The sequence below is a fragment of the Parasphingomonas zepuensis genome, assembly GCF_036663735.1.
Lineage (GTDB): Bacteria > Pseudomonadota > Alphaproteobacteria > Sphingomonadales > Sphingomonadaceae > Sphingomonas.
In genome coordinates this window covers 32,616-54,224 of record NZ_JAXOJO010000010.1, presented here as the reverse complement: position 1 = coordinate 54,224, position 21,609 = coordinate 32,616, and the positions used below count along the sequence as shown (strand labels likewise).

The following is a 21,609-nucleotide window of genomic DNA, read 5'->3' as shown; positions in this document are numbered from 1 at the left end:
ACCGCGCCGCCGCCGCCGCCGCCCACCGCGCCTCCGCCGCCGCCCACCGCGCCGCCGCCGCCGCCGCCCGAGCGAGCGACAGGTCGCCCTTGCCTTCAAGGGCGTTGATGACGCCTTCGCAGGCGTCGACGACCTTCTGCCAATATTCCGGCTTGGGATCGGGCTGGACGGGCTCAGCGGAGGCCAGGGCGTCGCGGATCGACATGATCAGGAAGCCGGTCCTGATGCGCTCCCATGCGGCGCCGTCGAGGGTGTGCCAGCGCTTGGCACGGGCGATGAGTTCGCCGCTGAACCAGGGCACGTCCTTGGCGTCGATCCCGTCGTCGAGGGTCGGCACCAGCTGCGCCAGCCATTGCGGCATCAGGTCGGCCGGGCAGTCGCCCGAGCCGTTGATGTCGGGACCGAAGGCAGCGAGGGCGCAGACCAGTTCGCGGCCGGGGCCCTTGCCCTTGCCGCCATCGTTGCGGCGCCATGCGCCCTGGATGATGCGGCCTTCGCTATGGGCCTTTTCCGCGTAAGCGAGCCGTTCGGGAATCGAGATATTCATGATGCTTTCCTCCTTCGTGAAAAATGGGATTCAGGCCGCGACCTGTTCGCGGACCCCGATGTCGATGTTCGCGCCGGCCAGGGCCTTGGCCATGTCGGGACAGACGCTGTTGCCGATCATCCTGATCTGCGCCGTCTTGCTCAGCGGCTTGCCGTTGGGGCCGATGGGATCGAGGATGTAGCTGTCGGGAAAGCCCTGGGCCCGGGCGAGTTCGCGCGGGCTGAGCATGCGCATGCCGATGTCGACGATGACATAGGTGATCGTGTCGATCGTCACGGTCACGACGCCGAAACGCGGCTTGCTGGTGACAGTGTCGAACGGCCGATCGACGGGCTGGCCGTGTTCAGCTGCGCCGTAGTATTTGATCAGGAACGCGGCGACCTGCACTGCGCGCTCCATGATCGCCGGAGGCAGTGCGCCTTCCTCGATCAGTGTCGTCTCGACGAGGCGTTGCGTGCTGCCCCTGCCGACGATGGTCGACACCGGCTCGAGCATGTCGTGCCCGACCAACCCGGTGTTCGCCTGCTCCATGTGAGCGCAGACGACCGAGATCGGCGGCGCGCCGCCCGGTCGCTTGATATAGCTGTTGGCCGTGATGGTCGGCGCCGGTTCGTCCATCGACGCGCCGGGACTGTTTGGCCGGTATTTGTGCAGGAAAGACGAGACGACGGCGGTCTTGGCGCTGCCAGCGCAGGCCGCCCCTACAGGATCCTGCACCGATGCGCCGCGCGACGTGCCGAACTGGCGATCGAGGCTGACGGCCTGGACCAGTTCGGTTTCGATCACGGCGTGTCGCGGAGCGCCCGCCATGGCGGTGTCGAGAGGATCGGTCGCCGCCTTGCCCCGGCTGTTCTGGCTGAACTTCTCCAGGTGCGCGGTGACCAGGCCGTGCTTCGCGCCGCCCGCGACGACCGTCCCGAGCGGAGCCTCGACGTCGAGCGCGCGGGGAGCCTGGCCCTCGCGCTCGCCATAGCCCATCTGGACCATGGTCGCGGCGGCGATGCAGGCATCGGCCTTGGCCGTCGTCGTGGGATAGGGCCCGGCCGGGTCGACTGGCCCGCTCTGGCCACGCCGTCCGCCACAGCCGACGATGACGGGCGCGACAGTCGCGCTGATCGCCGCCAGTTCGCCGCGGTTGGCGGTCGTGATCGTGCGCAGGGGATCGTCCGGACTGTCGACGCGAACGTCGCCCGAATGCGTGATCGGCACGATCGCGGCATCGACGATGCCGTGCGAAGACTGAGCGGTGGCGGTGCGCAGCGGATCGGCCGGATCGAAGGTGCGGGCCGCGCGCGTGTTGACGAAGGCGGTATCGACGATGAAGGGCCGGGCCGCGTTGACGACGTAGCGCATCACGCCGTGGGCGATGCGACGGTGCGTGTTGTCCTTCAGGTCCTTCGACCGTTCGAAGATCGACGGACAGGGGATCGACCAGTCGATGCACTCGGCGGCGGTACGCCAGGGCAGGCGCGCGCCCGATTCGACTTCGGGCGAACCCGGCTTGCCATGGGTCGGTTCCGGCCAGACGATCGGACGGCCGTCACGGCGCGCGATCAGGAAGAGGCGCTTGCGGCTGGTCGGCGCGCCATAGTCGCAGGCGCGCAGCTCGCGGTACTGGACCTTGTAGCCGAGCCGCTTCAGGGCGCGAACCCACAGGTCGAACGTCTCGCCGCGCTTGGCGGGATCGGGACGATCATCCGGGGTGAGCGGGCCCCATTGACGGAACTCCTCCACGTTCTCGAGCATGATCACGGCGGGCGCGCCGATGCCGTCCGGTGTCGCCTTCAGCAGGCGTTCGGCCCAGTGCACCACGATCCATGCGAGATCGCGAATGCCCTTCTCGACCGGCTTGCCGCCCTTCGCCTTGCTGTGATGCTTGCAGTCGGGGCTGAACCAGGCGAGCGCGACCGGCGCGCCACCCGTGGCCACCAACGGATCCACCGCCATGATCGACTGGCAGAAATGCTTCGTCACGGGATGGTTGGCGAGATGCATCGCGACGGCTTCGGGATCATGGTTGATCGCGATGTCGACGACGCTCCGGAGCGCAGCCTCGATGCCGGTGGAGGCGCCGCCCCCTCCGGCGAAATTGTCGATGATAAGGCCACGGGTCATGCTGCGCCCTCCGCCTTGGCGATGGCGTCATCGATCGCTGCCTCGGTTTCGGAGAAGCCGTCCGGCATCGAAGCCATGTGATTGCGGAGCAACTGGCGGATCATCTCCTTGGCGCCGTGCAGCGCGGCAAGGAGATCGGGCGCAGCGTCGCTGACCAGCCGGGCCGCGTCGGCGGTATCGTCGGCGTCGTCGTAGCCAGGCCCCGGATCGAGCGTCAGGGTGAAGCCGAAGCCTTCGACGTCAATGAAGGTCTGGCCATCGCGCTCAAGCACTTCGACCGAAGCCTCTTCCAGACCAGAGTGATCCGGCAGGAAGGTTTCGAGCGTTTCGCGGATGCAGATCGCGAGGGCGGTTTCGTCGATTGCGGCGCCCATCACAGTGCTCCCCGCGAAGCGAGGATCAGGGCGGCGGCCAGCATGAGGCTCGCGCCGATCGCGACGAAGATCGCGAGCATGAGGCTCGCGCCCTCGGCCGTGGGTTCGAGGTCCATCACAGCCAGCCCATCCCGCGCACGACGCACCAAGTGGCGATCATGCCGGCGGTGACGAGCGCGTAGCGCTCGGTCCGGCTCAGCGCGCGATCATAGAAGGCGGCGACTTCCGGGCGGGGTTCGATCCGAATGGTGCGGATCGGGTGACTTGAGAAAAGGGACATGGGCGCCTCCGTTGTTCGGAAGCGTCATGCGATTATCGGAACTATCAGTCAAGGAAAACTTGCGACTATCGCAACTCACTCGTCCGGATAAATCTCATCCGGATAAAAATCGGGATCGTCGCGGTGATTTTCCGAGGCGCGTGGGGCAGGGAGTGCTGGCTTTTCGCCATCGAACGCGATGCGCACTATCGCGCCGAACTGGGTCGATTCCTGAAAGATGGCGTGCAGCTCGCGGCCGTTGATGATCATGCCGCAAATCCATGCGGCGCGTTCTGCACTTAGATATCCAAGCTGGATACCGCGGTCGCTATAGACGGCGATAGCGCGTTCGTCGGCGACGTTCTCAGGCTCGCGGCGCAGCTCGATCGGATCGCCGGGACGGCACAAGGCAATCCCGAACCGCCTACCGGGCCCCTTGCCGTTCGGATGGTCGGCGCCAACGACGGCCAGGCTGAAAGCAGGGAGAGGCATAGCCTAGAGGCAGGCTTTCACCTTATCCAAGCCATTGTTGACCTTCAGGCGGCTGCGATATTCGACGATCGAACCGCTCCCGGTCGGGGATGGCTTGAAATCGTAACGGACTACAGTTCCCCAAGTGCTCTGCCTGGTTACCCAGAAATTCTTGCCGTCAGTGCCCATCGTCGGACCGCCCCGCAACGCCTGCTGAGCACAGCCAGCGACCTGCCCAGCCTCTTTCGTGCTGGTAAATTCTTCCAACGACGACTGTTCCAACATCGCGCCCTGGCTGGTCGCGCAGCTCGAGAGGATGAACAATCCGACCGCTACACCGCTTTTCGCCATGTCCTTCATGATCATCCCTACAGCTCCCTTGCAAACCAGATTGCCCTGCCTTCGATGCGAAGGTCTTCGGCATCTACCTCGAAATTCTCGACAACGGGATTGTCCGAAATAATCATGACCTTGCCGCGACCGGCGGCTCGCAAGCGCTTGATCCCGTGCATGCCGAGATGGTCGATCCAATAGATACCATTGATCCGTGTCAGCTGCCGCTCGTTGATGTCGATCATGACCTGGTCACTGGTTCGGATCGTCGGCTCCATGCTTTCGCCGATCCCCCTCACCAGTCGGAGGCGACTCGGCGATGTCCGGGTGATGGCGCGGACCATACCGAGATCGAACTTGATCGGCTCTGCCTCGACGAAGTCTTCGATCATAGTACCGGGGCCCATCGAGAGGGACAGGTCCAGTGCGATGATTTCCACGGTTGCATCGTCGGCTGAGGCATTTCTCGTGGATTGCTGATCGGGCGCTACATCGCTCCCGCGAGCAGCGCCCTTCGCCTCGATCTGGTCCAGCCACTGGCCGGCGCGAACATACTCGCCCGGCTGAAAGCGTCGCTCGCCTGATCGCATCTTGGAAATCTTCGTCGGCTCGATGTCGAGTAGATCGGCCAAGTCCTTCTGCGGACGGCCTAGTGCATCTAGTCGCCTGAATATCTCAATCGCTTCGGGGGAGGGTTTTCGCTCAGCCATTTGCGGCTTGGACCCGAAATTGCGATTATCGTAAACGCGATTATCGCAACTTTCCGCTTGCGATGTAGTTCCGATTATCGCATATCGCTGCAGATGGACACTTTCGCCACCACTCTCATCGCGACGCTCGGGGGTTCTACCGCTGTCTCGCGCATGATCGAAGCGCCCGTCTCCACGATCCATAGCTGGAAGACGAACGGTATCCCTACTTCCCGCCTCGCGCACCTGAGGCTCGTGGCGCGCCACGAGGGCATCGCAGTGAACTGGGAAACTGGCGGTCCTGCGGATCATGTCGATACCGATACTATCGCAGTGCAGCATGCGTCGCCGGGAAATGGTGACGAAATTTCCCGGCAGGTGCCGGCATGATCGCCTCCGGCATGATCAAGGGGCGGATGCTCAAGATCGCGTTCGGCGAGCTGATCGGCGCGGCGAACGGGCTGGAGGCGGCGGCGACGATCTGCCGGGTCGGGAAGAGCACGCTGGCGCGCTACGCCTCGCTCTCGCCGGATGACGCGGCCTGTTTCGCGCCGATCGATGTGGTGCACGATCTCGAAGAGCTGACGGGCGTGCCGATCGTCACGCGCAAGCTGGCGCAGATGGCGGAGCTGGCCCTTTTCGACCTGCCCGAGGCGATGCCCGACGTCGCCGACCTGCTCGTGCTGAGCGTCCGGCTGGCCAAGGAACATGGCGAAGTCGCGGCGGCGATCATCCGGTCGCTCGAAGACCGCAAGGTGACGAAGAGCGAAGCGCAGGAATGCCGCGCTGAAGTCGCCGATGCGATCCGCCTGCTCGTCACGCTGGATGCGGTGCTGGCGCAGTTCGAAGCCGAGGGAGGACAGTGATGAAAATGCATCTCGCGGCCGTGGTGCCGAACGAGGGCGCGCGGCGGCTCGCCTGGGCCATCGCGCAGCAGCATGACGCCGACATCGTCGCGTTCGCCGCGGCGGCGCAGGTCAGCTGTTCGGTCGTCGACCGGCTGATCGCCGGGGAGATCGTGCCGGGCACCGACCTGGCGTTGCCGGTCGGCTTCGCGTCTGACGGCTTCGTCTCGCGCATGGACTGGCAGCGCGAGCCGGCCGGCTGGTGGTTCGACAGGCCGAGCGCGCGGCCGAGCCTGCGCCGCATGGCGGGGGTGGCGTGATGGCGACGGCAAAGGTTTCTCGTGGAACATCGCCGCACCGTTCCACGGCCGCGCGATCGGCGGCGTCGCGCAAGGGGCATGTGACGCGCAAGCGCATGGCGGCCGTCCGCGCGCAGATGATGGCCGGCGAGATCGAGGCGCCCGGGCAGGGCAGCGCGATTGGCCTGACGATGAAGCCGGGCGACCTGATCCGGCAGATGATCGCGAACATCCGCGCGCGGGAAGAGGCAGCACAATGAACGCCGTGACGAAGATTCCTGCGCGCGATCTGGTCGAGCGGAGCCTGGACGAAGCGCCGGGCGTGGTCGCGGCAGCGGCGCGGATCCTCGGCTGGGCGGAGATCGCGCTGGCCGGGGCGGAGTTCGTCTATGCCACCCGCTGCTACCTGCCGATCGGATCGGAGGGCGCCAAGGCAGCGCGCGAGCTGCAGGAACGCGGGCTGGTGCATCTGAAGCAGCGGCGGGTGCAGGGCGGGTCCACCATCAATTACGTGGCGGAGCGCAGCAGCCTGCCCTGGGAGCGTGCCCGGCCGCGTGCCGTGCCGAAGGCCATGCCGTATCGCCCGGCCGCGGGGGAGGCAGCGACGATCAACGCGCTGTACCCGGTGCTGCGGCGCGCGGCGCGCTTCTCGCGACCATGTCCGACCGACGCGCAGCTGGCCGAACGGGCCGGCGTGGAGATCGATGCGATCCATCCGGCGCTGAGCGCGATGGAGCAGATCGGGATGATCCGGATCGAACCCGCGAAGGCGCCGACGCTGCGCCTCGTGAGCATCGTGGCGACGGGCCACAGAACGGGGCTGGTGGCATGATCAGGATTTTGGCGGAGCGGGTACTGCACCCGTGGGCGGAACGCGCGATGGCGCGGCGGGTGCCCGACTATGTGATCGGGGAACCGACCAACCCCTATATGCGGCGCTGGTGGGTGATCCCGCGCAACCGCGTGTTCAATATCTATCTGCACGAAGTCCTGCGGTCCGACGACGATCGCGCGCTGCACGACCATCCCTGGGTCAACGTGTCCTTCCTGATCGGGGGGGGGTATGTCGAGCATCAGATAGAGGCTGGCGGGATCGAGCGCCGCTATCACCGCCTGCCCGGCTCGATCGTCGTGCGGCGGGGACGCTGCGCGCACCGGCTGGAAATCCCGTCGGGCGGCCGGGCGATATCCCTGTTCATCACCGGACCGCGCCTGCGCGAATGGGGCTTCCACTGCGCCAAGGCGGGATGGGTCCACTGGCGCGACTTCACGGGCGGCAAGAACGGCGAGCTGATCGGCCGTGGATGCGGAGAGGCTGAATGACCGTCGAGGTAGATCGCGACGCCCTGAAGGGCGCGCTGGCGGCGGTGGCCGATGTGGTTGCCGGGCGCACGACGATCCCGATCCTGAGCAATCTGATGATCGTGGCGGAAGGCGGGCAACTGCATCTGACCGGCACCGACCTGGACATCGAGGCGACGGCGCAGATCGAGGCTGCAGGCGACCTCAGCACGACGGTATCGAAGGAAAAGCTGGTGGCGGCTATCACCAGCCTGAAGCCGGGTCGGCTGACCATCGCGCCGGCGGCAACGCCAGGCGCGATCACGATCAAGCAGGGGCGCAGCGTCCGCACGCTGGCGACGCTGCCGGTATCCGATTTCCCCAAGCGCGAGCAACTGCAGGGCGGGACGCGCTTCCGGCTGCAGGGCCCGGCGCTGACCCGGCTGATCGAGACGACCTATTCGGCGCAGTCGGTCGAGGAAGTCCGCTATTATCTCTGCGGCATCCTGCTGCATGTCCGCGAGGGGCATCTGGTCGCGGCGGCGACCGACGGGCACCGACTGGTGCGATCCGAGACGGCCGCCCCGGAGGGGTGCGAGGCGATGCCGGACAGCATCGTGCCGACCAAGACCGTCACCCTGCTGCGCAAGCTGCTGAGCAAGGTCGACGCCGAAGTGGCGATCGCCCTGACCGATCGGGCGATCCTGTTCGAGATCGGCAGCATCCGGGTCGCGAGCAAGCTGATCGAGGGTACGTATCCCGACTATCAGCGCACCATTCCCGCGCTCTGTGGCAATGTCCTGACCCTCCAGCGCGATGCGCTGATCGAGCCGGTGGAAGCGGTCGCGGCGGTGGTGAATCCGGAGGGCGAGCAGGTCAAGCGGCGAGCCGTCGTGTTCGACCTGACCAAGGGCGACGATCACGAGATCAGCGCGCGGGACAGCGCGGGCAGCAGCGCAAGCGAAGCCATCGACTGCACCTATGAGGGCGCGCCGATCCGGTTCGGCCTCAACCAGCGATACGCCGTCACCATCGCTTCGATCTTTTCCGACAACGCCACGCTGACGCTGTCGATCAGCGACCCCGCGGCGCCGATCCGCGTCACGTCCGACAAGGATCCGGACGTGATCGCGGTGATGATGCCGATGCGGGTTTAGGGAGAAAGACAATGGCAAAAGCACAGAAGAAGACTGACTGCCCAGTGCCGAAACGCCGGGGGAAATATCGCGAGTGCGCAGAGGTGATCGCGTTCCATCCCGGGCCGCCTGCCGGCACGGCACTCCCCGTCAATGTGCTGGAAGAGGATTGCGACCGGCTTCGTCGATACGAGGATGAAATGCTCGACCTCGCAATCGAGTGCCATATGCACGGTGGTGGCCGGATGGGAGAGCTGGCACGCGCGATCACCGTGCTGCGGGCATGACCGCGCCGGAATCCTATCAGGCGTTCCTCGAAGCCAAGGTGCCGCTGGCGCAGGCGATGGGGCTGCCGTGCGATCTCGCCGATGTGCAGACGCACCGGAGCGACGGCCAGCCGTTGCGCGATCATCAGCGGGCGTGCATCCGCTGGGGCGTCGAGGGCGGTCGCAGGGCCTATTTCCTGAACTTCGGGCTGGGCAAGTCGACGATCCAGGTGGAGACCGGCCGGCTGGTGCTGGAGAAGGTTGCGGCGGAGCGCCAAGCTGCGGCAGGCGCGACCGCGCCGATCGGCCTGATCGTCGGGCCGCTCGGCTGTCGCAGCGACCTGATCAAGGATGCCCGGCTGATCGGCGTCGAGGTGCGTTTCGTGCGCGACATGGAGCAGGTCTGGGCCGGCTATGCCGAAGGCGTCCGGATGTTCCTGACGAACTTCGAAACCGTGCGCGATGGCAAGATCGAGGTCGCGGCCTTCTCGTTCGCGTCGATCGACGAAGCGGCGGCGCTGCGCGATTATGGGTCCGACACGTTCCAGACGTTCGTGCCGCTGTTCGCTTCAGTGCCCTACCGGTTCGTCGCGACGGCAATGCCTGCGCCGAACCGGTACAAGGAGATGATCCATTATGCCGCGTTCCTGGGCATCATGGACAGCGGGCAGGCGCTGACGCGGTTCTTCCAGCGCAACAGCGAGAAAGCGGGCGACCTGACGCTCTATCCGCACAAGGAAGAAGAGTTCTGGCTGTGGGTGATGAGCTGGGCCGTGTTCCTGCAAAAGCCGTCCGACCTGGGATTTTCGGACGAAGGCTATACGCTGCCGGCGCTCGACTTCCGCACGCACATGGTGGCGGCCGATCTGGGCAATGCCGGCGAGGATCGCCACGGGCAGGGCCGGCTGATCAAGATGGCGGCGACCGGCGTGATCGACACCGCGCGCGAGGCGCGGGATACGATCGACGTGCGCGTGGCCAAGGTCGCCGAGATCGTCGCCGAGAGCCCTGACGATCATTTCCTGCTGTGGCATGATCTGGAGGATGAGCGGCACGCGCTGCGCAAGGCGATCCCCGGCGTTGCCGAAGTGTTCGGATCGCAGAAGCTGGACGTCAACGAGCGGATCGCCGATGCCTTCGCCGCGGGCGAGCATCAGTGGCTGGCGGCCAAGCCGTCGATGCTGGGGGCGGGGCGAAACTTCCAGTATCATTGCCATCGCGCCACGATCTTCCCGACGTACAAGTTCCACGACTTTTTGCAGGCGCTGCACCGCATCTACCGCTTCATGCAGCAGCATGTGGTGATCATCGACCTGGTCTATGCCGAGACGCAGAGCGAGCAGTTGCGCGAGCTGATGCGCAAATGGGACGATCACACTGCGATGGTCGACCGCATGTCGGACCTGATCCGGCGTTACGGGCTGGATCATGAGGCGGCCGCGGCAACGATGGCGCGATCGATGGGCGTGGCCCGCGAGGTGGCCGAGGGCGTGGCCTGGACGGCCGTGCACAATGACTGCGTCGCCGAGACACGGACGATGGAAGAGAATTCGGTCGACCTGATCGTCACCTCGATCCCGTTCGGCAATCATTATGAATATTCGGCGCGGTACGAGGATTTCGGGCATACCGACGACAGCGCGCATTTCTTCGAGCAGATGGACTATCTGACGCCGGAACTGCTGCGCGTGCTGCGGCCCGGCCGGATGGCCTATATCCACGTCAAGGACAGGATCCGCTTCGCGGCCGTGACCGGGCTCGCCCGGCCGACGGTCGATCCGTTCCACGCCCAGACGATCGAGCATTTCCGGCGCCACGGCTTCATCTATGCTGGACTGCGCTTCATCGCGACCGATGTCGTGCGCGAGAACAATCAGACCTATCGCCTGACCTACAAGGAGTTACGCAAGGACAGCACCAAGATGGGCTGCGGAAGCCCTGAGTTCCTGCTGCAATTCTACAAGCTGCCGACCGACCGCTCCAAGGGCTATGCCGATATGCCGGTGATGCGGGCGGAGGACGAATACAGTCTTGCGCGCTGGCAGGTCGATGCGGACAGCCTGTGGCGCTCGTCGGGCGACCGGCCGCTGCGCCCGGACGAACTGGGCATGCTGACGCCAGGCGCGCTCAAAAAGGCGTTCCCGGCATGGTCCGTGCAGGACGTCTATAATCACGAAGAGCATGTGGCGATCGGCGAAGCGCTGGCCGGCCGGGACGAGCTGCCGCGCACCTTCGCGGTCCTGCAGCCGGCGACGATGCGGACCGACGTATGGACTGACGTGGCGCGGATGATGACGCTGAACGGCGAGCAGACGCGGCGCGGGCTCGAGAATCATATCTGCCCGCTGCAGTTCGACATCGTCGACCGCGCGATCCGCCTGGGATCGAACCCCGGCGAGCTGGTCTATGACCCGTTCGGCGGCCTGATGACGGTGCCGGTGCGGGCGATGAAGCTCGGGCGCCGCGGCCTCGGTGTCGAACTCAACAGCGATTATTGGCGCGACGGCGTGCGCTACTGCCGGGAAACCGAAGCCGAGCGGGATACGCCGTCGCTGTTCGATCTGCTCGATATGGAGGCGGCGGCGTGAGCGACTATCTCAAGAAGGGCGCGACCATCTCGGCATGCGGACGCTATCGCTACCATTTGTGGCGGGAGTGGCGCGGCTTTGGGCGTGACGACACCTGGACATGGTGGACCGACAGCCGCGGCAAGAAGATCGTGGACGGGGCCGGTGCGCCGATCGGTGATCCCAAATCGGTTCTGTTCGTGATGCTCAATCCCAGCACGGCGGACGGCACCGCTGATGACCCGACGATACGTCGCTGCGTCAGCTTCGCGAAATCGTGGGGGTATGACCGGATGGAGGTCGTGAACCTGTTTGCCTGGCGCGCGACCGAGCCACGCGACCTGCTGGCTATGACCGGCGATGGCGACCCGATCGGGCCCGAGAACAAGAGCGCGATCCAGCGGACGGTCAGCGATGCCGGGCTGGTGGTATGCGCATGGGGCGCGCATGGCGGCCATATCGACCAGGATGAGACCGTGATGGGCTGGATCGAGGATGCCGATGGCGCGCCGCATGCGCTGCGGCTCACGAAGGACGGATATCCTTCGCATCCTCTGTATCTCCCGGCGATCCTCACGGCAGTGCCTTATGCCGGTCGACGGGCATCATGACCGAACGCACCCTCGGGAGCGCCGTGGCTGAGGCGGTGGCGGCGTTGCTGGCCGATCTGGTCGAGATCGCGCCCGACGATGTCGCGCTGAAGCTGCCGGAGCATATCCGGCGCGGGCGGCCGTCGAAGAAGACGATCGGGGAAGCGGTGATCGCGCTGGGCTGGCGGCGGGTGCGCAAGGGCGATGTCGTGCTGTTCCGGGCGCCGCAGGCGCAATCCGATCCGCTGAAGCAGCATGGCCTGGCCGGGGACAATATCGGCGCCGATCAGCTGCGCCAGTTCATCGAGCGGATCGAGGGGCTGGAGGAAGAGAAAAAGGGCATCGCCGATGATATCAAGGATGTCTACGTCGAATCCAAATCCAGCGGGTTCGACACGAAGACGATGCGCGCGATCGTCAAGCTGCGCGGGATGGAGAAGCATACGCGCGACGAAGCGGCTATGCTGCTCGATCTCTACAAGTCCGCGCTGGGGCTCGACTGATGCCAGCGACCCCCGATCCGATCATCCCGGAGGAAAGCCATGTAGACGGCGGCGCGTCGCGCGCACCCGAGCCGGAAGCGCCGACGTCCGCGGGACAAGGGCGACCAACTCAACACGGCGCTTCCACCTTACCCCCCCCCAGCGGTCCCGCAGCGGGCCTGACGGCCGTCTACGTCCTGCACTTCGACCCGCCCTTCAAGCACGCGCATCACTATGTCGGCTTCACGACGCATGCCGACGTCGCGACGCGGCTGGACGAGCATATGAAGGGGACCGGATCGCGCCTGGTGCGTGCCGTCTCCCGCGCCGGCCATGCTGTGCATATCGCCCATGTGTTCATCGGCGCCGATCGCCGGTTCGAACGCCAGATCAAGAATCGCAAGGACGTGTCGCGCTGGTGCCGCATCTGCGCGCGCAACGAGCGGGCGAAGCCTAAGATGAAAAAGGACATTCCATGAATCCGGTCAGGATCGAGGGCGCGACCATCCCGCTCGGGAAGCCGGAGGGCTGGGACGAAGACGAGGCCGGCCACTGCTCAACCCTATGGGTGCGCCCGGATATCGATGGCGGCCTGCCATTCCTGCGCAGCGCATGGGAGGTCACGGTCAATGAAATCGGGCTGCTGCTTGCCGGCGCCAAGGTTCAGCTGGGCGTCTGCGCAAAACAGCATCCCGTGGTCAATCTTGGCCTTGGGCCGGCGCCAGAGAGCTATCTGCCTCCGGTCGTGGTGCAGCAGACGGCGCATCATGGGTGCCCGGCCGTCATGGTCCTGATGTTCTTCCCGTGTGGTCAGCGGGTCAAATCGGAAGCCTCCATCGGCAGAGACGGCTTAGGCGCGGCGGTGAAGCTGGCGATCGACGAAATCGAGAATTTTGCGCGTGAAAGGAAGTGGCTGTGAGCAGCGTCAACAAAGTCATCTTGGTCGGCAATCTCGGCCGCGATCCGGAGGCCAAGAGCTTCCAGAACGGGGGCGAGCTGGTCAATCTCAGCATCGCCACGTCCGAACGCTGGAAGGATCGCAGCACCGGCGAGCAGAAGGAGCGGACCGAGTGGCACAATGTGGTCATCATGAACAATGAGGGCCTGTGCCGGGTGGCGAAATCCTATCTGCGCAAGGGCGGCAAGGTCTATCTCGAGGGGCAGTTGCGCACGCGCAAATGGCAGGACCAGGAGGGCAAGGACCGCTGGTCGACCGAAGTCGTGATCGGCGCGTTCAACGGATCGCTGGTGCTGCTCGACAAGCGCGAGGCCGATCCCGGCCGGTCGGACTATTCGGGCTATGCCGACCAGCCGGGCGCAGGATCCGGTGACGCGGCCGGGGGAAGAGCAAGCGGCGGATTCGGCGGCGATCTGGACGATGACGTGCCGTTCTGACCTTCCAGCAACGCTGATCGCGGGCATGGCCCGCACCCGCTGACAGGGCGGGCAGGGCATCTGTCGCTTCATTTTCCCGGGGGTATCCGTGGCCGTTATCGATAAGCCGTCGCCTCTCCTCGATGCGGCGCTCCACTTTGCGCGTCGCGGCTGGCCGGTGTTCCCGTGCAGCGTGAAGAACAAGCGCCCGCTGGTGAAGAAGGACGTCGACGGCGAGGGCAAGCCGATCGCAGGCAGCGGCGGCGTTTCCAAGGCGACGACCGACGAGGATCAGATCCGCGCCTGGTGGCGGAAATGGCCGAACGCGATGGTCGGCGTCTCGGTCGGCAAGGCCGGCATGCTGGTGGTCGATTTCGATCCGCGCAAGGACGATATCGTCGATCCGGTGACGGGCGAAGTCACGATCGACGAATGGACGCTGGACCGGCTGAAGGGGCAGCTGGAAGCCCAGATGGGTTGCCCGCTGCCAGTGAGCCTGGCGGTGCGGACGCCTTCCGGCGGGGTCCATATCTATTTCCGGATGCCGGAGGGCGCGCCGATCGGCAACCGCGGCAACCTGCCCAAGCATGTCGATGTGCGCGGCCTGGGCGGTTATGTGATCGTGCCGCCCAGCTATTGCGAGGGCGATGCCAACAATGCGACGGGGCCGTATCGCTGGCTGCGCGGCGATGCCGATGCCGAGATCGCCGAGATGCCGGCGGCGCTCGTCAGGATCCTGCGCGAGCCCCCGATGAGCGGGCGCAGCGCCGATCGGCCGGCCCGGCCAGCGCGCGAGCATGTCGAGCGCGAATTCACGGCCGACCTGGACGAAGCGCACCGCAAATATGCGCTGGCGGCGCTGGACGGCGAGTTGCGCGAGCTCGCGGCGACGCCGAAGGGCGGCGGGCGGCATGGCGGGCGCAACCAGGGCGCCTACATGGCGGCGCACAATCTGGGCGGCTATGTCGGCGCCGGCGCGCTTTCCGAGAGCATGGTGCGCAATGCCCTGATCGACGTGGTGCGCGGCTTCGATCCCGGGGCCTATCAGCAGCATGTCGACGCGATCGAGCGTGGCCTTGCCAATGGCATGGCGAAACCCCGCGACCTTAGTGCCGTAGGCACTCAAAGAACGCGCGGGCGCGACAGCGACCGCTCCTCATCCCCTCCCCCTCCCACGGGCGATCCATCTGCCTATTCCGATTTCGCGGACTTGCCGGGCGGGCCGCCCGCACCCGGACCCGACGGGGAGGTGGAAGGTTCGATTTCCTTCCAGAATGGAAGCGGGAGCGCCGCCGGCCTCACTCGGGGGTCAGGGGGACGCATCGACGTCGAACCCGATGCGGAGATGGACCGCCAGTGCGCCTTGTATGCGATGACCGACCTGGGCAATGCCGAGCGTTTCCGGGCGCGGCACGGCTGGCGTTTCCGCTTCTGCAACGAGCTGGGCTGGTTCATCTGGGACGGGCGGCGGTGGGAGTTGCTGAGCGAGGAAAAGGACAAGGTGCCGGGACAGGTGAGCCTGGCGGTGTTCCAGACGGTGCGCGCGATCCGCAACGAAGCCGAGCTGATCGAGGAGAGCGGGCTGAAGGAGGATCATCCGGACGATCCCGAGGCGCTGGATTTCATCGTGATGTGGAAGGGATCGGGCGACAATAAATATCCGGTGCTGTTCAGCGAATTGCTGCGCCAGCACGCCAAATCCAGCGAGGGCGCGAGCCGGATCGGCTGCATCGCCAATCTCGCAAAATCCTTCAGCGACGTGGCGATGCGGGCCGATGCGATGGATCAGGACCGGATGGCGATCAATGTGCTGAACGGCACGCTGCGGCTCGATCTCGCCGGCAACCGGGCGGCGTTGCGGCTCGATCCGCATCGGTCGGGCGACCTGATCAGCAAGATCGCCAATGTGGTGTACGATCCCTCCGCCGAATGTCCGGACTATGACGGGTTCCTCGCCAAGGTGCAGCCGGAGGAGCCGATGCGGCGATTCCTGCACCAATGGGCGGGATTGAGCCTGACCGGCGACATCACCGAGCAGAAGCTGGCTTTCTATCATGGCGGCGGCCGGAACGGCAAATCGACGATGACGGACCTGCACGCCCATATCGCGGGCGATTACGGGGCGAGCGTGGCGATCGAGACGTTCCTCGACCAAGGAAGGGGGCGGAAGGGTGGCGAGGCGACCCCCGACCTCGCCCGGTTGCCCGGCGTCCGCCTGTTGCGCACCTCCGAGCCGGAGAAGGGCGCGAAGCTGGCCGAGGCGCTGATCAAGCTTGTCACGGGCGGCGAGCCGATCGATGCGCGGCATCTGAACAAAGGGTTCTTCACCTTCCTGCCCAGCTTCAAGCTGACGGTGCAGGGCAATCACAAGCCGAAGATCACCGGCCATGACGACGGCATCTGGCGGCGCATGATGCTGGTGCCCTGGGCCGTCCAGATCCCGCTGGACGAGGTCGACGGCAAGCTGCCGGAGAAGTTGCGCAAGGAAGCCTCTGGCGTGTTCAATCGCATGCTGGCGGGGCTGCTCGACTGGAAAGAGGAGGGGTTGATCCCGCCCGATGCCGTCATCGCCGCGACTGCCAAATATCGCGAGCAGAGCGACCAGCTCGGGCGGTTCCTTGCCGAATGCACGAAACCGACCCCGGGCGAGCGCTCCAAGTCCTCCATCCTGCTCAACCTGTTCACGGCATGGTGCAAGGCGACGGGGGCGGCCGAATGGCAACCGCAGGGCTTCTCCAAGGCGATGGAGGACCGCGGCTTTGAGAAGAAGACGTCGAACGGTGTCCAGTGGCTGGACATCGAGATGATCAAGACGGCCGACGACTTTGCCGAGAGCGGCGCGTCCGACCGGGAAAGCGCGCGGCCCAAGCATGAGGACGATCCGGGGCCATGGCCTGACGACGTGCCGTTCTAGGCGATTTGGAAGGCGGGCAGGTTCCACGTGGAAGGTGGATTGGAAGGATGAAAATGGCTGTTTTCTGCGGGATTGGAAGGGCTGGAATGGTTTCGCTCCCCCCTGCCGTCATGTGCGCGCGCATGCGCGCATGCGCGCGCGGAACTACCCTGATTATTCCTTCCAATCCTTCCAAATGGTTCAACTGATCATCTTCCACCTTCAATAAATGGCGGTTTTCCGCCGAATTCTTCAGGCAAGGGACAAGGCGAAATGGAAGCAGACGGGCAACATGGTATCCCTCCGATGGAAGGAGGCGTCCTTCCGGGGCATTGGACCTTCGATGCGGTGCAGGAGCGGCTGGTCGAGGCGATGATCATCTGCTGGCGCAACCCGGACCGCGAGCGGGGATGGCAGACGATCCGGTCGGCATGGCCCGACGTGCTGCGCGAGCAGTCGGCTGGTGACTATGATGCGCGGGGCGGAGCTCACTCCAGTTCGGACGTGGCGCTTCGGCCTGCCGCCCTGACGCGGGCCGAGCAGGCGGAGATGGAGGAAGCGTTCGGCTGGCTCGACGCGGTGCCCGTGCATGATCGCAAGCTGATCGGACTCGCCATCGTGCAGCTGGCACGTGGCCGGCGCGAGGTTTCCTGGCTTCGCCTGCTCAAGCCGATGGGCCTTCGGCATGGCTCGGAGGGCCTGCGCAAGCGCTATGGACGGGCGATCACCGCCATTGCCACGCGCATGAATGGCGGAAATCCACGGGCGAGCGTGTCAAGGGGGTAAATTCGCATCCGATGAAATTTTAGGTGTCCGCCTATCGTGCGATTTGGGTCTATATCACGTCAGGCTGGGACGGGCCTTCACCCTTACCCCCTCAGCTTCCTCCCTGAACCTTGGAACGACCGGCGAGCCTCGCGGCCCTGCCGGTCGTTCCGCGTTGTAGGCACACCGATGCCCGTCATGCCGCCCACCCACCGACCGCATGGCGGCCGGAGCAAGCGGGAGCGGGAGAAGGAGCATGACGCGGTGCGCGGCACTGCGGCTCAGCGGGGGTATGACAGCCGGTGGTCGAAGGCTTCGGCCGGTCACCTGCGGAACCATCCGCTCTGCGCCTATTGCGAATTGAACGGTCGGATCACGGCGGCGACGCTGACCGACCATCTCTATCCGCAGCGGCATTATCAGGACGTCTTCTGGAAGACCGAGTGGTGGGTGTCGAGCTGCGCGCCCTGCCACAACGGGATGAAGCAGGCGGTTGAGCGGCAGGGCAAGGCGGCGATCGACGCCCTGGCCATGCGCCTCGGCCTGCCCGTGCTGGCCGCCTGAGGGGGTGGGGGGGGTAAAAAGTCGAGGCCCTTTCGCCTCAAGACCGGTGTCATCCCTTTCTGCGTTTGCGCGCAGAATTCCGGAAATTTTTTTCTTTGAGATCGGAGCTTTAGATGACGCGTGGACGGCGACCGGCCCCGGCTGCGGTGCAGGAGGCGAAGGGCAATACCCAGCGCCGCCCGGCGGCGAAGCGGGTCGGCGCGAGCGTCGATGCGAAGCCGGCCGGCGGTTCGCTGCCGGGCTGGCTCAACACGAAGCGCCAGATCAAGAAGGTCGCGGCGGAAGAGGCGACGAAGCTGACGGGGGAGGTCTGGGCCTTCCTTCAGCCCGAGCTGAGCCGCATGAACCTAGTCAAGTCGACCGACGAAATCGCGCTCGGCCGGTACTGCCGGTACATGGCGGAGTGGATCGTCTACACGCATATCCTCGATCGCGAGGGCACGTTCTATACGACCAGCTCGCCGCACGTCGGAGAGCTGCGCCGCCCCCATCCTGCGTTCAAGCAACGCAAGGATATCGAGCAGCATCTGAAGGATCTCGGCGACGTGCTGGGCCTCTCGCCCTCCGCGCGGCAGCGGCTGATGATGCAGCTCGCCACGAACAACGGTCTTAACCCGGCGTCCGGCGCACAGCCGGCCAAATCGGAAGGGGGTGATGAGCTGCCCGGGATGAGCGTACCGGCTTCGCCGATCGGCATGCTGGGATCGCGCATGGTGAACTGATGGCGACCGCGATCGCGGAAGCCGCGGTCCAATGGTCGCCGTGCGGGAAATACTGGTTCGATGCTGAGGCGGCCGATGCCGCAGCGGCGTTCTTTCCGGAGTATCTGCGCTTCACGGATGCGGAATGGGCGGGGCGACCGTTCATCCTCGCGCCCTGGGAAGAGCATGACGTCATCCGGCCAGCCTTCGGCTGGAAGCGCAGGGACGGAACGCGCCGCTATCGCCGCGTCATCGTCTGGATACCGCGCAAGAACGGCAAGACGGAACTCGCCGCAGGCGTCTCGCTGCTCGCCCTGATCGGCGACGGGGAGATGGGCGGGCAGGGTTATTCGATCGCGACGGATAAGAACCAGGCGTCGATCGTGTTCGACAAGGCGACCACGATGGTCGGCTTCTCGGATCCGCTGAAGCGGCACCTGACCTGCTTCAAACCGTCGATCTATTGCGCCGAACTGAACGCGAGTTTCAAGCCGCTGTCCGGCAAGCCGCAAGGCAAGCATGGCCTGTCGCCGTCGGTGATCGTCGGCGACGAAGTCCATGAATGGGATTCAGCGGACCTCTACACGTTCGTCCACCAGGGTACGGGCGCCCGGCGCCAGCCGCTGGAGTTCCTGATCTCGACCGCAGGCAAGAAATCCGGATTCGGCTGGGAGCTGTGGGACGAGTGCCAGAGCATTCTGAACGGCGAAAGTCAGGACGAAGAGACCCTCGTGGTGGTCTATGCGGCCGATCCGGAAGACGACTGGACCGACGAAGCGACCTGGCGGAAGGCGAATCCGAACCTCGGCATCTCGCCGAAGATCGATTATCTTCGTGCCGAGTGCATGAAAGCGCAGCAGCTGCCGCGCCTCGAGAATGATTTCAAGCGCTACCACCTCAACATCTGGACCGAGCAGGCGGTGCGTTGGTTGCCGCTGGAAGCCTGGGACCGGTGCGGACTGGCGGATGCGACGGCCGAGCCGGCGCGAGATGCGCAACGCAGGATCCTGAACGACCGGTGGAAGACGCTGGACGAAGGCCTGCGGACGCGGCGCTGCTTCGGCGGACTGGACCTTTCGACCAGCCGTGACCTGACGGCCTGGCTGTTGGTGTTCCCGCCCGAGGAAGAAGGCGGGCGATGGATATGGTTGCCGCGGGTTTTCATGCCCGAGGCGAATGTCGAGGACAGGGTCAAGCGGGACAAGGCGCCGTACGACCTGTGGATCAAGAGCGGGGCTCTCATCCCGACGCCGGGAAACGTCACCGATTACGGGCGGATGAAGGCCCAGATCTATGCCGATTGCGAGACGTACAAGGTCGACGCCATCGCGATCGACCGGTGGAACGCGACGCAGTTGTCCGTCGAATTGCAGGAGGAAGGCTTGCCCGTGACGCTGTTCGGGCAGGGTTATGCGTCGATGTCAGCGCCCTCGAAGGAACTGGAGCGCCAGATCATCGGCGGTCTGATCGATCATGGCGGGCACCCGGCACTCCGCTGGTGTGCCGGCAACGTCGCCGTCGAGACCGACGCGGCGGAAAACATCAAGCCGACCAAGGCGAAGTCGACCGAAAGGATCGACCCGCTGGTTGCTGGCATCATGGGATTGGGCGTGGCTATGGCAAGCGGTGAAGAGGATACGTCGATCGACGACTTCATCGCTTCGATGAAGGGTGTCGCCTGATGGGCATCGGCACCTGGGTAGGGTCAACGCTGCGCTGGTTTGGTACCGGCGACAATGGGAAGCTGAGCGGCGCGCCGGAAGATGAGCCGACGCGCAAGGCGATTGCCTACGGGTCCGGGATCGATAGCGCTGGCCAGACGGTCAACCAGAAAACGACACTGGGGCTGGCGACTGCATGGGCCTGCGTGCGGCTCAAGTCCGATGTCGTCGGTGCGATGGGAATGGGCGTTTTCGAGAAGGCCGCTGATGGCGGACGGAAGAGCCGCACGGACCATTGGCTATACGATCTCGTTCATGAGGAACCGAACCGCGATCAGACGCCGGCCGAATTCTGGGCTGGCCAAGTCGCAGCGATGGACCTGTGGGGCAACGCCTATGCGGAGAAGGAGACGCTTGGACAGCGCACTACGGCGCTGACCCCTCTTGCCCCGCACCTGGTGACCGTCAAACGGAACAACCGAAACGAGCGGGTCTATCTCTATGCCGATCGCGGGAAGACCGAAGAGCTTCCTGCCGACAAGATATTCCACCTGCGAGGCCTCACCCTCGGCGGCGACGTCGGTCTCTCGGCCATCGAATATGGTCGCCGGACACTTGGCGGCGCGATGGCCGCCAACAAGACCGCGGCGGACACGTTTCGCAGCGGGCTCCAGGCGGCTGGCTTCATGGAGACGGGAACGTCGAATCTGAAGCCGGAGCAGCGCGCCGACCTGATCGCCATCTTCGACGCGTTTGTTGGGGACGCGATGCGGGGCCGCATCGTCCCGCTGGAAAAGGACTTCAAGTTCCAGCCGCTGAAGATGAACCCGGCGGAAGTGCAGTTGCTGGAATCGCGCGGCTGGGATGTCGAGGAAATCTGCCGCTGGTTCGGTATGCTGCCGATGCTGATCGGGCATGCCGCCAAGGGCCAGACGATGTGGGGCAGCGGCATCGAGCAGCTTCTCCTTGGCTGGCAGACCTTGCTGCTCAATCCGCTGCTGACCAACATTCAGCAAGCGGTGAAGAAACAGCTGCTGCCGATCGGCGAGCGGAAGAAGGTGTATCCGGAGATCAACCGGGAAGCCCTTATGGCCGCGGACAGTTCGGCCAGAGCGGCGCTGTATTCGGCCTTTGGGCAGAACGGGGTGATGACGCGGGGCGAAATGCGCACGCGCGAGAATCTCCCGTCCATGCCCGGCGACGACTTCCTCACGGTGCAGTCCAACCTCGTGAAGCTGGCCGATCTGGGCAAGATCGAGGGGGTGCCGGAGAAGCAGTTGCGATCCGCGCTGATGAGCTTCCTCGGCATGCAGGACGGCACTGTCGAGGCGCTGATCGACGCTCGCGTGAAGGCGGCAATGCTGGGCCATAATGGCGGCCCGCGAATGGAGGAATGA

General features: G+C 65.3%; 27 protein-coding genes. 20 read left to right on the top strand and 7 right to left on the bottom strand.

Annotation, left to right across the window (positions count from 1 at the left end; genetic code table 11):
• The 7 genes from U1769_RS24345 to U1769_RS24315 all read right to left on the bottom strand — a co-directional run.
• A partial coding sequence (locus U1769_RS24345; protein ID WP_332720756.1) for a hypothetical protein occupies positions 1-547 on the bottom strand: 547 nt, incomplete at its 3' end.
• A 30-nt stretch (positions 548-577) separates the two neighbouring features.
• Positions 578-2,662, bottom strand: coding sequence for a DNA cytosine methyltransferase (locus U1769_RS24340; RefSeq protein WP_332720755.1), 2,085 nt, complete (start codon positions 2,660-2,662; stop codon positions 578-580).
• Positions 2,659-3,036 carry an XkdD/Y8K6 family phage-associated protein gene (locus U1769_RS24335; RefSeq protein WP_332720754.1) on the bottom strand — a complete coding sequence of 126 codons (378 nt, stop codon included), beginning with the start codon at positions 3,034-3,036 and terminating at the stop codon, positions 2,659-2,661. Before U1769_RS24335 ends, U1769_RS24340 begins: the two co-directional genes overlap by 4 nt.
• A gap of 115 nt (positions 3,037-3,151) precedes the next feature.
• Positions 3,152-3,316 carry a hypothetical protein gene (locus tag U1769_RS24330; protein WP_332720753.1) on the bottom strand — a complete coding sequence of 55 codons (165 nt, stop codon included), beginning with the start codon at positions 3,314-3,316 and terminating at the stop codon, positions 3,152-3,154.
• Positions 3,317-3,391: 75 nt separating this feature from the next.
• The gene (locus U1769_RS24325; RefSeq protein ID WP_332720752.1) at positions 3,392-3,703 is read right to left on the bottom strand and encodes an HIRAN domain-containing protein; all 312 of its coding nucleotides are present in this window, start codon (positions 3,701-3,703) and stop codon (positions 3,392-3,394) included.
• 87 nt (positions 3,704-3,790) lie between these two features.
• Positions 3,791-4,132 (bottom strand): hypothetical protein, encoded by a 342-nt coding sequence (locus U1769_RS24320; RefSeq protein WP_332720751.1) that lies wholly within the window; start codon positions 4,130-4,132, stop codon positions 3,791-3,793.
• A 2-nt stretch (positions 4,133-4,134) separates the two neighbouring features.
• Positions 4,135-4,731 carry a S24 family peptidase gene (locus U1769_RS24315; protein WP_332720750.1) on the bottom strand — a complete coding sequence of 199 codons (597 nt, stop codon included), beginning with the start codon at positions 4,729-4,731 and terminating at the stop codon, positions 4,135-4,137.
• A 171-nt stretch (positions 4,732-4,902) separates the two neighbouring features.
• Here U1769_RS24315 and U1769_RS24310 point away from each other — a divergent pair, with 171 nt between their 5' ends.
• The 20 genes from U1769_RS24310 (at position 4,903) to U1769_RS24215 (ending at position 21,609) form a co-directional block, all read left to right on the top strand.
• The gene (locus U1769_RS24310; protein ID WP_332720749.1) at positions 4,903-5,178 is read left to right on the top strand and encodes a hypothetical protein; all 276 of its coding nucleotides are present in this window, start codon (positions 4,903-4,905) and stop codon (positions 5,176-5,178) included.
• Positions 5,175-5,654 (top strand): phage regulatory CII family protein, encoded by a 480-nt coding sequence (locus U1769_RS24305; protein WP_332720748.1) that lies wholly within the window; start codon positions 5,175-5,177, stop codon positions 5,652-5,654. The genes U1769_RS24310 and U1769_RS24305 overlap by 4 nt, the downstream gene beginning before the upstream one ends.
• The gene (locus tag U1769_RS24300) at positions 5,654-5,953 is read left to right on the top strand and encodes a hypothetical protein (RefSeq protein WP_332720747.1); all 300 of its coding nucleotides are present in this window, start codon (positions 5,654-5,656) and stop codon (positions 5,951-5,953) included. The genes U1769_RS24305 and U1769_RS24300 overlap by 1 nt, the downstream gene beginning before the upstream one ends.
• On the top strand, positions 5,953-6,192 hold the full coding sequence (locus tag U1769_RS24295; RefSeq protein WP_332720746.1) for a hypothetical protein: 240 nt from the start codon (positions 5,953-5,955) through the stop codon (positions 6,190-6,192). Before U1769_RS24300 ends, U1769_RS24295 begins: the two co-directional genes overlap by 1 nt.
• Positions 6,193-6,197: 5 nt before the next feature.
• Positions 6,198-6,764, top strand: a complete 567-nt coding sequence (locus tag U1769_RS24290; protein WP_332720745.1) for a hypothetical protein — start codon at positions 6,198-6,200, stop codon at positions 6,762-6,764.
• Positions 6,761-7,255, top strand: a complete 495-nt coding sequence (locus tag U1769_RS24285) for a hypothetical protein (RefSeq protein WP_332720744.1) — start codon at positions 6,761-6,763, stop codon at positions 7,253-7,255. Before U1769_RS24290 ends, U1769_RS24285 begins: the two co-directional genes overlap by 4 nt.
• Positions 7,252-8,370, top strand: a complete 1,119-nt coding sequence (gene dnaN / locus U1769_RS24280; protein ID WP_332720743.1) for a DNA polymerase III subunit beta — start codon at positions 7,252-7,254, stop codon at positions 8,368-8,370. The genes U1769_RS24285 and dnaN overlap by 4 nt, the downstream gene beginning before the upstream one ends.
• An 11-nt stretch (positions 8,371-8,381) precedes the next feature.
• Positions 8,382-8,636 (top strand): hypothetical protein, encoded by a 255-nt coding sequence (locus tag U1769_RS24275; RefSeq protein ID WP_332720742.1) that lies wholly within the window; start codon positions 8,382-8,384, stop codon positions 8,634-8,636.
• Entirely contained in the window at positions 8,633-11,203 is a 2,571-nt protein-coding gene (locus tag U1769_RS24270) for a DNA methyltransferase (RefSeq protein WP_332720741.1), read from the top strand. The genes U1769_RS24275 and U1769_RS24270 overlap by 4 nt, the downstream gene beginning before the upstream one ends.
• Entirely contained in the window at positions 11,200-11,793 is a 594-nt protein-coding gene (locus tag U1769_RS24265; RefSeq protein ID WP_332720740.1) for a DUF1643 domain-containing protein, read from the top strand. Before U1769_RS24270 ends, U1769_RS24265 begins: the two co-directional genes overlap by 4 nt.
• Before the next feature lie 239 nt (positions 11,794-12,032).
• Positions 12,033-12,275 (top strand): DUF2312 domain-containing protein, encoded by a 243-nt coding sequence (locus U1769_RS24260; protein ID WP_332720757.1) that lies wholly within the window; start codon positions 12,033-12,035, stop codon positions 12,273-12,275.
• A complete protein-coding gene (locus U1769_RS24255) occupies positions 12,275-12,733 on the top strand; it encodes a hypothetical protein (RefSeq protein ID WP_332720739.1) in 459 nt (152 codons plus the stop codon). The genes U1769_RS24260 and U1769_RS24255 overlap by 1 nt, the downstream gene beginning before the upstream one ends.
• Complete coding sequence (locus U1769_RS24250; protein ID WP_332720738.1) at positions 12,730-13,173, top strand: hypothetical protein; 444 nt, start codon at positions 12,730-12,732, stop codon at positions 13,171-13,173. Before U1769_RS24255 ends, U1769_RS24250 begins: the two co-directional genes overlap by 4 nt.
• A complete protein-coding gene (ssb, locus tag U1769_RS24245; protein WP_332720737.1) occupies positions 13,164-13,649 on the top strand; it encodes a single-stranded DNA-binding protein in 486 nt (161 codons plus the stop codon). Before U1769_RS24250 ends, ssb begins: the two co-directional genes overlap by 10 nt.
• 88 nt (positions 13,650-13,737) lie before the next feature.
• Complete coding sequence (locus U1769_RS24240; protein WP_332720736.1) at positions 13,738-16,542, top strand: phage/plasmid primase, P4 family; 2,805 nt, start codon at positions 13,738-13,740, stop codon at positions 16,540-16,542.
• Positions 16,543-16,827: 285 nt separating this feature from the next.
• Positions 16,828-17,307 carry a hypothetical protein gene (locus U1769_RS24235; protein WP_332720735.1) on the top strand — a complete coding sequence of 160 codons (480 nt, stop codon included), beginning with the start codon at positions 16,828-16,830 and terminating at the stop codon, positions 17,305-17,307.
• Between the two features lie 168 nt (positions 17,308-17,475).
• Positions 17,476-17,850, top strand: coding sequence for a hypothetical protein (locus U1769_RS24230; RefSeq protein ID WP_332720734.1), 375 nt, complete (start codon positions 17,476-17,478; stop codon positions 17,848-17,850).
• A 113-nt stretch (positions 17,851-17,963) separates the two neighbouring features.
• On the top strand, positions 17,964-18,572 hold the full coding sequence (locus U1769_RS24225) for a phage terminase small subunit P27 family (RefSeq protein ID WP_332720733.1): 609 nt from the start codon (positions 17,964-17,966) through the stop codon (positions 18,570-18,572).
• Positions 18,572-20,233: a terminase large subunit gene (locus U1769_RS24220; RefSeq protein ID WP_332720732.1), complete on the top strand. Its 1,662-nt coding sequence runs from the start codon at positions 18,572-18,574 to the stop codon at positions 20,231-20,233. The genes U1769_RS24225 and U1769_RS24220 overlap by 1 nt, the downstream gene beginning before the upstream one ends.
• Positions 20,233-21,609 carry a phage portal protein gene (locus tag U1769_RS24215; protein ID WP_332720731.1) on the top strand — a complete coding sequence of 459 codons (1,377 nt, stop codon included), beginning with the start codon at positions 20,233-20,235 and terminating at the stop codon, positions 21,607-21,609. Before U1769_RS24220 ends, U1769_RS24215 begins: the two co-directional genes overlap by 1 nt.